9 protein-coding genes are annotated in these 11,229 nt (G+C 61.1%); 4 read left to right on the plus strand and 5 right to left on the minus strand.

The genetic code is table 11. The features are described from left to right. Window positions 1-77: 77 nt before the first annotated feature. Entirely contained in the window at window positions 78-857 is a 780-nt protein-coding gene (locus Q4P21_RS08340; RefSeq protein WP_303388321.1) for a DUF2786 domain-containing protein, read from the plus strand. Window positions 858-893: 36 nt separating this feature from the next. Then, complete coding sequence (locus Q4P21_RS08345; protein ID WP_303388322.1) at window positions 894-2,591, plus strand: alpha/beta-hydrolase family protein; 1,698 nt, start codon at window positions 894-896, stop codon at window positions 2,589-2,591. Here Q4P21_RS08345 and Q4P21_RS08350 read toward each other — a convergent pair. The 3 genes from Q4P21_RS08350 to Q4P21_RS08360 are packed head-to-tail and all read right to left on the minus strand — an operon-like array spanning window position 2,577 to window position 6,236. After that, entirely contained in the window at window positions 2,577-3,497 is a 921-nt protein-coding gene (locus tag Q4P21_RS08350; protein ID WP_303388323.1) for a MaoC/PaaZ C-terminal domain-containing protein, read from the minus strand. The genes Q4P21_RS08345 and Q4P21_RS08350 overlap by 15 nt on opposite strands. Next, window positions 3,494-4,915, minus strand: coding sequence for a 3-oxoacyl-ACP reductase (locus Q4P21_RS08355; protein ID WP_303388324.1), 1,422 nt, complete (start codon window positions 4,913-4,915; stop codon window positions 3,494-3,496). The genes Q4P21_RS08350 and Q4P21_RS08355 overlap by 4 nt, the downstream gene beginning before the upstream one ends. Before the next feature lie 4 nt (window positions 4,916-4,919). Further along, complete coding sequence (locus tag Q4P21_RS08360) at window positions 4,920-6,236, minus strand: acetyl-CoA C-acetyltransferase (protein ID WP_303388325.1); 1,317 nt, start codon at window positions 6,234-6,236, stop codon at window positions 4,920-4,922. Window positions 6,237-6,301: 65 nt separating this feature from the next. Between Q4P21_RS08360 and Q4P21_RS08365 the strand changes: the two genes are divergently transcribed. Both Q4P21_RS08365 and Q4P21_RS08370 read left to right on the plus strand, forming a co-directional pair. After that, window positions 6,302-7,039: a TetR/AcrR family transcriptional regulator gene (locus tag Q4P21_RS08365; RefSeq protein WP_303388326.1), complete on the plus strand. Its 738-nt coding sequence runs from the start codon at window positions 6,302-6,304 to the stop codon at window positions 7,037-7,039. A gap of 2 nt (window positions 7,040-7,041) precedes the next feature. Continuing rightward, window positions 7,042-9,114, plus strand: a complete 2,073-nt coding sequence (locus Q4P21_RS08370; protein ID WP_303388327.1) for an acyl-CoA dehydrogenase — start codon at window positions 7,042-7,044, stop codon at window positions 9,112-9,114. A gap of 141 nt (window positions 9,115-9,255) precedes the next feature. Here Q4P21_RS08370 and Q4P21_RS08375 read toward each other — a convergent pair whose 3' ends face one another. Both Q4P21_RS08375 and Q4P21_RS08380 read right to left on the minus strand, forming a co-directional pair. Beyond that, the gene (locus Q4P21_RS08375; protein WP_303388328.1) at window positions 9,256-9,906 is read right to left on the minus strand and encodes a hypothetical protein; all 651 of its coding nucleotides are present in this window, start codon (window positions 9,904-9,906) and stop codon (window positions 9,256-9,258) included. A 281-nt stretch (window positions 9,907-10,187) separates the two neighbouring features. Next, on the minus strand, window positions 10,188-11,229 hold a 1,042-nt coding region (locus tag Q4P21_RS08380), incomplete at its 5' end, for a DUF6318 family protein (protein WP_303388329.1).

Consider the following 11,229-nt stretch of genomic DNA (forward strand, 5'->3'; position numbering starts at 1 on the left):
AGAATGTCAGTGGGCCGCGCTAACCTCGAAGCAAGCAACACAGGAACGCAGCAACGAAGAGCCAAGGAGCCAGCACCATGGAGACGGTCAGCCAAGCTGGCAAGAAAGCTGAGAAGACGCTCAAGCTCATCACTAAACTGTTGGCGAAGGCGGAGAGCACACCCTTCCCCGCTGAGGCCCAAACCTTTCAAGAACATGCCGAGCGTCTCATGGTGCGTTATGGCATTGAGCAGGCAAGCATCGACGCCGCGGCCGGGAAAGCAGGTAAGCCCCAGGAGCCCATGGTGGAGCAGCGCTTTGAACTCAGCGGCCAGTATCGCGTGGGTTTGGCTCGAGGCTTCACGTTGATTGCCATGGCCTTCAACACGGTGCGGGTACTGCAGGCCAACACGAGTGCTGCGAAGATCATGTACTTGATCGGGGCTGAGTCCGACGTCGCCCAGATCCTTCGTCTTTTCGCCTCCCTTAAACTGCAGCTGGAAACCGCCCTGCAGGCCTGGTGGCTCGACTACCGGTACAAGCCATATCTGACCCCGCATGAGAAGACCCTTGAACGACGCCAGTTCCAGCTCGCCTTCCTGGCCACCGTCGCGCATCGCATCGAGGCCGTGCACAGTTCCGAAGCGGCTGCTGCCGAGCCGGGCACCAGCATTGTTCTTGCCGGGCGGCGGGAACGGGCGGACGAGCACGTGCAGGCGTTGTATCCGGCGCTCCGTTCCGCCCGCAGGCAGCCAATGTCCTACGGTTCCTCCTCTGCCCATGCAGCTGGCAGCCACGCCGGGACGATGGCGTCTGTCAACGGTGCTGTAGACGCGGCCCGCCATGCCGCCTTGGTGGGTGATCCTCGGATACCCTGAGAGTTACATTTCCCGGCACTAAAGGTTCCTAGAGACATGCATGAAGCGCGCTACGTCAGATATATTGCCGTCCTGGCAGGCTTGGCGGCAGTGTCACTGGCACTCACACCGTCACTGGTGCCGCGGCCTGCGCTTTTCCAAGGTTTTCTTGCAGGCCTCAGTTTTGGGCTCGCATACCTGCTGGCTGCCTGGCTGTGCCGGCTCGTGTTCAAAGTCTTGGCGCGACGCCGGACAACGCGCCGTCCGCGTGTTGCCACCCTTGCTTCCGTACTCGTTTTCCCTCGGTGGGGCTGGTGGGTGAGCGCGGCCGCAATTGCTGTGTATGCGTTCCTATTGGGGGCTCTTTCGCTGCGCTGGCAAAACGACGTACGGGCCAAGGTGGAGATGGCTCCCGTGGACGGCGCGGATCTGACAATATTCTTCGCCACTGCGCTTATCACGGTGGGAGTCGTTTTTGGCGTCCACTGGTGTCTGAAGAGAGTTGCGGCGTGGGGCCGGGGCTGGACTCGGCGAGTCACCCGTGTATCCGCACTCGTCACTGCGGGCGGATTTCTGACGGGCGCTGTGGCTGGGGCAGTGGCGCTGGTACTGCTTGTCAATGTGGCCTTGATCGGCACCGACAGTGTGTATGCGTCACGCAACGAGAGCACTCCACAAGGAATTGTTGAGCCAGCATCCACGTTCCGTTCCGCAGGGTCTAGTTCCGCCGTGGATTGGGACAAACTCGGCATGCAGGGTCGGGCCTTTGTGGGTGGCGGTCCCACCGCTCAGCAGATCTCGGCTGTGACGCAGCGCCCTGCCAAGGAACCGGTGCGGGTGTATATCGGTGAGGTCCAGGCCGGATCCATGAAGGCGCGGGCGGCGCTGGCCGTGGCTGAACTCAAGCGAACCGGCGGTTTTGAACGAGGCACGTTGCTGATCGCCACACCCACAGGGTCGGGGTGGCTGGAACGCCAAGCGGTGGAGTCCCTTGAATACCTGCACGGCGGCGACACCGCCATTGTGTCAATGCAGTACTCCTACCAGCCAAGCTGGGTGTCATTCCTGTTCCACCAGGAGCTTCCGCGTGATTCTTCGCAGGCCCTCTACGATGCGGTCAGGAAAGAATGGCTGGCCATGCCGAGCAAGAAGCGGCCGGCGCTGCTGGTGTATGGGCTGAGCCTGGGCGCGTCCGGTATGCAGTCAGTCTTTGCCGACACTGCGGAAATGATCAGTAGCGTGGATGGGGCCGTCTTTTCCGGCCCGCCCAACAACTCGATGCCCTGGGGCACTCTGCTGCAACACCGCGATGCGGGATCAACGCCGTGGCAGCCGGTGTATGACGCGGGGCGCCACATCCGCTGGCTTTCCAAAGATGGTGACTTCGACGCCCTGACAGGTCCGTGGGTCCCTGCACGGATTGCCTACCTGCAACATGGCACTGATGCAGTGACGTGGTTGACGCCGCGGCTGATCTGGCAAAAGCCCGACTGGCTCACCGGAAGTGCCGCCGCCGGTGGGAGGGCGCCGGACGTCAGTGACTCCATGGTGTGGATTCCACTGGTCACCTACCTGCAGGTGGCCTTTGACATGTTCCTGGGGGAAGCCGTTCCGGCCCGCCACGGCCACAACTTTGGTGATGTGGCCGTGGCGGCATGGAACGGTGTGTCTCCCAGCGGCTTGGAGCCGGCCACGGTGGGCAAGATCCAGGCACTCATGGCTGCGATTCCCTACGAGAACTCAATCGATAACTGAGCGCCCTGCCGAAACCGAGCCATTGAAGTATTTTCTGGCCGTGCGCGCATCCCACGCGGTGAACACCGACCTCAACCAAGCGCCGTCGTCCGTCCGGTGGTCAACGACCTCCAGCGAGACAGTGGCAGGTAGGAACATCGGGGAATCAAAGGCGATGTCCCAGCAGAAGGTGTCGGGCTTGGATTGCGGAACAGTGGCCAACACCCGGGCCGCGGCGTACATGCCATGGGCAATGGAACGCCGCAAACCCAATGCCTTCGCGCTCAACACGCTCAAGTGGATGGGGTTGAAGTCCCCCGAGACGGCAGCATAGGCACGTCCGGTGTCCACACCCAGACGCCACTGCGCGGTAGGTGCGGGCGGGATGAAGTCCACGCGAGCAGCCGCCGTCGTTGGTTTGTCCAGCCCTGGCAGGAACACACCCTTGGCCAGATAGGTGGACACGCCGCGCCAGAGCAGTTCGGTGCCGTCGGCATTGTGGATTTCCGCCACGATCTGCACTTGGGTGCCGCTGCGATGCCCTGTCAGGTCGCGTGCCCAGGCGCGCACCGACAGTTCGTCGCTGAACAGCACCGGCGCCAAGTGTTCCACCTCGTTGCGCAAGTGGATCATGCCCAGCAGCGGCAGCGGAAAGTCCTCCTGAACCATGACACTCATGGCCACCGGGAACACCAACGCATGCAAGTAACCGGAGGGCAGCACGTCGCGGGCAGGTTCTCCCATCAGGTGGGCAAACTCCGTCACCTTGGCCAGATCAGCACTAACCCCCCGCACCTCAATGGCCCGTGCAGGCAATGCCAGAACAGGTTCTGCACGCACCAGCCGGCTCTTGGCCGCCGTGGCCGCGGCATTGACGTACAGTTTCGACAGTGACGGCATCTCCGTCAACAACGTCTCGGCTGTCATTGCCCCACCAAGTTCTGTCCGCAAACACGCAGGATGTTCGCGGTCACACCGGCCGCCTGGGGCTGGGCGAAGAACGCGATGGTCTCCGCCACGTCCCGAGGCTTGCCACCTTGCTGGAGGCTATTCAGCCGGCGGGCCACTTCACGGGTGGCGAACGGGATCTTGGCTGTCATGTCCGTTTCAATGAAGCCGGGGGCGACGGCGTTCACCGTCCCACCGCTGGCAGCCATCAAGGGCGCGGTGGACCTCACCATACCGATAATGCCGGCCTTGGATGCGGCGTAGTTGCTTTGGCCGCGGTTACCGGCAATGCCGCTGGTAGAGGAGACACTGATGATGCGTCCGTTGCTGGCAAAACTCTCATTGGCGAGCAGTGCCTTGTTCATGCGCAGCTGCGCTTCAAGATTGACAGCCACCACGGAATCCCAGCGGGCTGCATCCATATTGGCCAGCAGCTTGTCCCGCGTGATGCCGGCGTTGTGAACAACAATGTCGAGGCGGCCAAAACGGCTCATGGCGTGTTCGAGGATGCGGTTGCCAGCCTCCGGATCGGTGATGTCCAGTTGCAGTGCCGTGCCATGGATTTCATTGGCGACGGCGGCCAAATGATCGCCTGCGGCAGGGATGTCAACAGCAACTACGGTGGCCCCGTCACGGGCGAGAGTGCGGGCAATGGCTGCCCCAATCCCCCGCGCAGCGCCGGTGACGACGGCAACGTTTGCTTCCAGCGGCTTGTCCCAATGGGGTGCCTGCCGTGAGCCTTCGCTTGCTGCAGTGAGGAATTGCCCGTCAACAAAGGCCGAACGGCCGGAGAGAAAGAAGCGTAAAGCAGCCATGGCGCTGGGCGAACCGGCAGGAATTCCGTTTTGCAACACGATGCCGTTGGCGGTTGCTCCGGCTCGAAGCTCCTTGGCAAGCGAGCGCACAATGCCGTCAACCGCGTTGCGTGCCGCCGCAACTTCCGGCGCGTCCTCCACGGACACTTCGCGGGAGATGCTCACAACGCGTCCATTCTTGTTCAAATCACGCAGCGCGGCACCAATGGCCAGCATGGGCTCCGAGAGGCCGCCCGGATTCGTCAAGTCGTCGAGCACCACCACGATGGCGCCCAGCTTCTCCTTGGGTGTCGCATGCCTGCGTACGTCCTGGTGCCAATCAAGCAGGACTTTCGCAACGGCGTCGGCCCCTGCTCCGTGCCCCAGGACCACAATGGGCCCTTCAACGAGGGGCGCGTGGGGGCTGTAGCGGCGCAGAATGGCAGGTTGCGGCAGGCCCAGTCGTTTGGCCAGGTCCCGGCCAATTCCGGCACTGACGAACTCAGTGTATTTGTCGGCCTTCTCGCGTCCGCCAGCTGCCCTGTTGCTTGAAGCGCTGTTGTTTGAAGACTTGTTGTGTGAGGTCGTGCTTTGCGAGGTCATGGGATCACCGTGCTTCCAGGATGGCGACGACGCCCTGGCCGCCGGCGGCACAGACGGAGATCAGCCCGCGGGCGGGGCGACCGTCAACCTGGCCACGTTCGTGGAGCATCTTGGCAAGGGTGGCGATGAGGCGGCCACCTGTTGCTGCAAAGGGGTGCCCGGCGGCAAGGGAGGAACCGTTGACATTGAGCTTGGACCTGTCGATGGAGCCGAATGCTCCGTCCAGACCCAGCCGTGTGATGCCAAACTCCTCATCTTCCCAGGCGGCCAGGGTGCTCAACACCGTTCCAGCGAAGGCCTCGTGGATTTCGAAGTAGTCAAAGTCGGCCAGCGTGAGGCCGTTGCGGGCCAGCAGCCTCGGGACGGCAAACGCAGGGGCCATGAGAAGCCCATCCTTGCCGTGGACAAAGTCAACGGCGCCTGCTTCACCGTCAACGACGTCGGCCAGGATGGGGAGTTCCCGGGCAGCTGCCCATTCTTCGGAGGCCAACAACACCGTGGAGGCTCCGTCTGTCAGGGGCGTGGAGTTCCCCGCAGTCATGGTGGCCGCATCCCCCAGCGACTTGCCAAAGACAGGCTTGAGCTTGGCGAGCTTTTCCATGCTGGAATCTGCACGCAGATTGGAGTCCCGGCTCAGTCCGCGGAACGGAGTGAGGAGGTCGTCAAAGAAGTTCCTGTCATAGGCTGCGGCCAGGTTCTTGTGGCTGGCCAGTGCCAGTTCGTCCTGCGCCTCGCGGCTGATCTTCCACTGTGCCGTCGTGAGTGCCTGGTGTTCACCCATGGACAGGCCGGTGCGGGGTTCTCCAGTGGACGGTGCGTCGGGGCTGAGGTCCTTGGGCCTGATGCGGCTCAGAGTCTTGAGCTTCTGGCCCGTGGTCTTGGCGCGATTGAGGTCGAGCAAGATGGCGCGCAGGCCTTCGCTGACGGCGATCGGGGCATCGGAGGCAGAGTCAACGCCACCGGCAATCGCTGAATCAATTTGGCCCAGCTTGATTTTGTTGGAGAGCCCGATAACTGCTTCCATGCCTGTGGCACATGCTTGCTGCAGGTCATAGGCGGGGGTGGTGGCGGCCAGAGCCGAACCGAGAACGGCTTCGCGGGTGAGGTTGAAGTCCCGGGAATGCTTGAGCACGGCACCAGCGGCCACTTCACCAATCTGTTCACCGGCCAATCCGAAGCGAGCCACCAAACCATCGAGCGCGGCGGTCAGCATGTCTTGATTTGAGGAGTGCGCGTAGGCGCCGCCCGTGCGGGCAAAGGGAATGCGGTTCCCGCCAACAATGACTGCTTTGCGGATACCGGGTGTTGTGGGGGTGGTCATAGAGCCCTCTCCTAGGGTGGTGCAACTTGTTCTTGATACCCAGCGTACCTGATACGCTGAGTATCGTGAAGAAAACTCAGCAACGGGCCTCCGCTCCCCATTTCGGTGAGCAGCCCACCCAGCTGCAGGATAACCCTGCTGCTGTCGACCCTGCTCCTGTGGACGGGCGTTCGGCGAGATGGGATGCCCATCGCGAGGAACGCCGTCGTGACTTGATCAACGTGGCCAGGCGGGCCATTCACCGGCTTGGGCCGGATGCCTCCATGGAGGACATTGCCGCCACGGCCGGAACCTCAAAGTCCGTCTTCTACCGCTATTTTGGTGACAAGTCAGGACTGCGGCACGCCGTCGGCTCAGTGGTCATCCGGCAGATGCAGCAGACCATCGCGGCAGCACGGCAGGCGGCAACGGATCCCCGGGAGGGTGTCACTGCAATGGTCGCCGCCTACCTTCAAATGGCGCAGACCTCCCCCAACGTCTACTCTTTCGCCACCCTGCCGGGCGACGGCGAGACAAGGCAGTCGGGTGAGCTCAGCAGCTTTTTTGACTCGGTGACGGTAATGATTACCGAACCGTTGCGGCACCTGCTGGTGGATCCGGCGTCGCCCTTGCTCAGCTATTGGCCCACAGCCGCCATCGGGCTGGTTCGTTCCGCCGGTGAACTGTGGCTGCAAGCTCCTTGCGATGCGTCCAAACCAGACTCCAACGCCATGGCGGAACAGATTTCCGCATGGCTTTTCGACGGCGTGGGGCATGACGTCCCACCAGTCTCCCCCCATTCAGTAACTGCAGCAGAAGGATAATCATGACAAATGTAGTGACAGCCTCTCCCTTGAGCGTTCCCGACGAAGACGGCGTGGATGTTGCCGCCCTCGGTGAGGTGCTTCTGGGCCAGTGGGCGGAAGTCAGGCTGACTGCGCGTGAACTGGCCGGCCGGCCCGAGCTTCACAAAGTTGAGGGCCTCTCCCACACCGAGCACCGCAAGCGCGTGTTTGACCAGTTGGGCATTCTTGTGGAAAACAACGCCGTGCACCGTGCCTTCCCCACGCGATTGGGTGGAAGCAACGACCCCGGTGGCAACGTTGCGGGCTTTGAAGAACTCGTCATTGCCGACCCCTCGTTACAGATCAAGGGCGGCGTCCAGTGGGGCCTGTTTGGTTCGGCCGTGATGCATCTGGGGAACCAGGAGCACCAGGACAAGTGGCTGCCCGGCATCATGAGTGTTGAGATTCCCGGCTGCTTTGCCATGACGGAAATCGGTCACGGCTCCGATGTTGCCTCGATCGCGACTACGGCCACCTACGATTCTGAGACACAGGAATTCGTCATCAACACCCCTTTCCGGGCGGCGTGGAAGGAGTACATCGGCAATGCTGCGGTGGACGGTCTGGCCGCTGTGGTGTTTGCCCAGCTCATCACGAAGGGCGTCAACCATGGTGTGCACGCCTTCTATGTGGAACTGCGCGACCCGACCACGAAGAAATTCCTGCCGGGCGTCCAAGGCCTTGATGACAATATCAAGGGCGGGCTCAACGGCATCGACAATGGGCGGTTGGCGTTCAACAGTGTACGAATCCCCCGCACGAACCTGCTCAACCGCTATGGTGACGTGGCCGTTGACGGCACTTACAGTTCGCCGATAGCAAGCCCCGGGCGCCGTTTCTTCACAATGCTCGGAACACTGGTGCAGGGACGCGTCTCCTTGAACGGTGCGGCGGTGGCTGCTTCCAAGGTGGGTTTGAAGATCGCCATTCAGTATGCGACGGAACGCCGCCAGTTCAACGCTGCTTCGGACACTGAGGAAGTGGTGCTGCTTGACTACCAGCGCCACCAGCGCCGGCTGCTGCCATTGTTGGCCACCACGTATGCTGCAGCGTTTGCACACGAGGAACTGCTCGTGAAGTTCGACGATGTCTTTTCCGGGGCCCACGACACCGATGAAGACCGGCAGGACCTGGAGACGTTGGCGGCCGCGTTGAAGTCGCTGACCACCTGGCACGCCCTAGACACCCTGCAGGAATGCCGGGAAGCCTGCGGTGGTGCTGGATTCATGGTGGAGAACCGTCTCACATCGCTGCGTGCGGACCTTGATGTCTACGCCACTTTTGAAGGTGACAACACGGTGTTGCTGCAGTTGGTGGCCAAGCGTTTGTTGGGTGATTACAGCAAGGAGTTCCGCAACCTCGATTTCGGCGTGCTGGCACGCTTCTTCGCTGGACAGGCTGCCGACTTGACGATCAACAAGACGGGCCTGCGCCAGGTTGCACAATTTGTGGCTGACAGCGGTTCGGCGCAGAAGTCCGCTAAGGCGCTGAAGGATGCCGACACGCAGAATCAGATGCTGGCGGACCGCGTGCAGACCATGGTTGCCGAAGTTGCGGGTGCAATCCGGGAGGCCGCAAAGCTGCCGAAGGAGAAGGGCGCCGAGGTCTTCAACGCCCACCAGAATGAATTGATTGAGGCTGCCAGGGCGCATGCTGAACTGCTTCAGTGGGAGGCGTTCACGGCTGCTCTGGAACGCGTCAACGATCCCGGCACCAAGAGGGTTCTCACCCGACTGCGTGACTTGTTTGGGCTGACTTTGATTGAAAAGCACCTTGACTGGTACTTGATGAACGGCCGTATCTCCATGCAGCGCGCCCGCACCCTATCCCCCTACATCAACCGGATTCTGGCGAAACTGCGCCCCCACGCCGTGGACCTGGTGGATGCTTTCGGTTACGGTCCTGAGCACCTGAGGGCCACCATTGCAACGGGCATAGAGCGCGAACGCCAGGATGAGGCCCGCGACTACTACCGCGAGCTGCGTGCTTCATCTCATGCACCCATTGATGAGAAGACGCTCATTCAAAAGGCGAAGGCTGCTTCCAAGAAGTAGTAGCGGGAGGTATTCCCGCAACGTACGACGGCGGCATCCAGACTTTCTGGGTGTCGCCGTCGGCCTTCCCTACAGTGCCCAGTGCTGGTTCCGTGGGTGACAGGTTAGGCTAACCGCCACTTTCGTTTACGGGCGATCCTGCTAGCAACCGACACCATGGGGGTTGGTGATGCAATCGTCGGCGTAGAGACGGGTGATGGCGCGCCAGACGGTGAGGCCCAGAGGTGGTGAGGGAATGTTGCCTTGGCCGGGGATGGGAAGGAAGGGCCCTCCGTTGACGTTGTAACTGCCGGTGAAATGGGTGGTGAGGTTGATGCTGAGCTTTCCGGTGATGGCGTAAATGTGGCTCGTTTGTGTTTGTTCCCCGACACGGTCTTGGTGCAGCGGCGCCCCATGAATGGCCGTGGGCCCCCAGACGTCGCCGTCGCCGTAATCCCAGGTGTATGCCACGGGAACTGCGGTGATGGTGACTTGTTGTTCGAGAAGGGTCAGGGCGAAGGTCTGCGTGGTGGCGGTGGCGTAGACGTTGGTATCTTTCCCGCGGAGGGTGTGAGGCCCTGGCTGACTGCCGATGGTAGCGGGGGCGATGGGTGTGCGCTGGAACTCGCTGCTGATTTGGGCGGCGATTTCTGCCAGGATGTCTCTAGGTTTCTCGCCTTGAACGCAGACCGGGCCGGAATCGTAGGTCCAATTCGGAGGCGTGATGCTTCGCAGGCTTTTATACCAGTAGACGGCAGTGCTTTTCGGAGCGTCGGTGTCGGCTGGATTGTTGCTTGCTGCACACGGTGGCATGACGGAAGCGCATTCAGGGAACGTAACGCTGTCACCTGAAGTGCAGGCAACCCTAGCTTCGTAAATGAATGGATCCTGCGGACCAGTAGAGGGCGCTTTGCCGTATTGCGAGTCTGAACCTGGACGTGTATTCCATCCATTCAAATCCACAACCGTGTCGTTCCAGTCCGCTCGCGGAGGTTGATCGGTATTGGCACAGGCAGGCACAGGCGTGAGGCTGGAAAGAATGATCACTGCGAGAAGCAGCCCAGTTGTGCGCCGAGCGGTTCCAATTGGCCGTGTCATTCGTTGGTGCCTTTGCTGCCTTTGAGGTGTTCAACCGTGACGGCGATCCAACGGTCAGTAGAATAGTTGGCCACTAGAATGTCAGCAACAGCAGGTTTCGCACCTCTGTCTTCAACAAGGCTCTTGTCCCCACTAAAGAACTTAACGTTCTGCTGGCGAACCATCGAGATTACTTGATATGTTCCATCATCTACAGGTACGAAGGTTGCCGTTTGGGACAAGACATACATCTGGCCACCGACAATCCACCGCCCTTCAGAGTGCCACGCAACCACTGTCTCTTTCATTGCGTCGCAATTAAGACATCCAGAACCCGTAACTTCGGTCATAGGTGCCGGGTCACCGGTTTCGAAAGCATAACCGAGGGTGGCATACCAGTGTTCTGCGAACGCGAGTAGGCCTTCTTTGCTGAACTCTTTAGCTCTTTCCGGCAGGACGGGAACGGGTACGTTTTGAGCCGGGCCGTTGGCCGTTGCTGGTTGATAGACGACAACGCTGGAGGGAGTCGCCGTGGCTGATGCAGAAGCCGCAGTGCCAGTCTTGGTTGGGGAATTGGTGCCGGTACTGGTGGCTTCTGGCGGCGTGGGGGTGGTGCTGCACCCGGTCAGTATCAGAAGAGCAGCAACAAAGATGGTCGCGCTGGCCGTTCCATTTTTCCGGCCCGCTCGGAGCCACTGTCTGATGGTGCTATTCCTCATCGCAGGCCCCTGCCCGTGTTGCTGATAGCGGCATGGCATCGTCCTTGACGCCGCTCCGCTGTGGTTTCCTACCAAAATACACTGCCCCGGCAGGACGTGCCAGAAGTTATCCACACCACGTCTATGGCAAGCAGCAGCACCACTCACAAGTACGGCGGCACAGCGAAAAACCACCTCGAAGGCGCCACCGCGATAACGGACGATTACGCCATGCTTCGGCACAAAGCCTTCGACCATCATGTCGGTCGCTAACCAGCCCTCAGGTACAACTTGGAGCTGAATTGAGCGTGTTGGTGTGTTGCTTCCTGCACAGGGTGGGGTTGGGTGTTTGGTTGTGCAC

Origin of the sequence: Arthrobacter sp. (assembly GCF_030540645.1) — a bacterium.
GTDB lineage: Bacteria > Actinomycetota > Actinomycetes > Actinomycetales > Micrococcaceae > Specibacter.

Bases quoted from the DNA above. Each gene is read 5' to 3' on its own strand.
- Q4P21_RS08340 (WP_303388321.1), top strand. From the start codon at position 78: ATGGAGACGGTCAGCCAAGCTGGCAAGAAAGCTGAGAAGACGCTCAAG.
- Q4P21_RS08345 (WP_303388322.1), top strand. From the start codon at position 894: ATGCATGAAGCGCGCTACGTCAGATATATTGCCGTCCTGGCAGGCTTG.
- Q4P21_RS08350 (WP_303388323.1), bottom strand. From the start codon at position 3,497: ATGACAGCCGAGACGTTGTTGACGGAGATGCCGTCACTGTCGAAACTG.
- Q4P21_RS08355 (WP_303388324.1), bottom strand. From the start codon at position 4,915: ATGACCTCGCAAAGCACGACCTCACACAACAAGTCTTCAAACAACAGC.
- Q4P21_RS08360 (WP_303388325.1), bottom strand. From the start codon at position 6,236: ATGACCACCCCCACAACACCCGGTATCCGCAAAGCAGTCATTGTTGGC.
- Q4P21_RS08370 (WP_303388327.1), top strand. From the start codon at position 7,042: ATGACAAATGTAGTGACAGCCTCTCCCTTGAGCGTTCCCGACGAAGAC.
- Q4P21_RS08375 (WP_303388328.1), bottom strand. From the start codon at position 9,906: ATGCCACCGTGTGCAGCAAGCAACAATCCAGCCGACACCGACGCTCCG.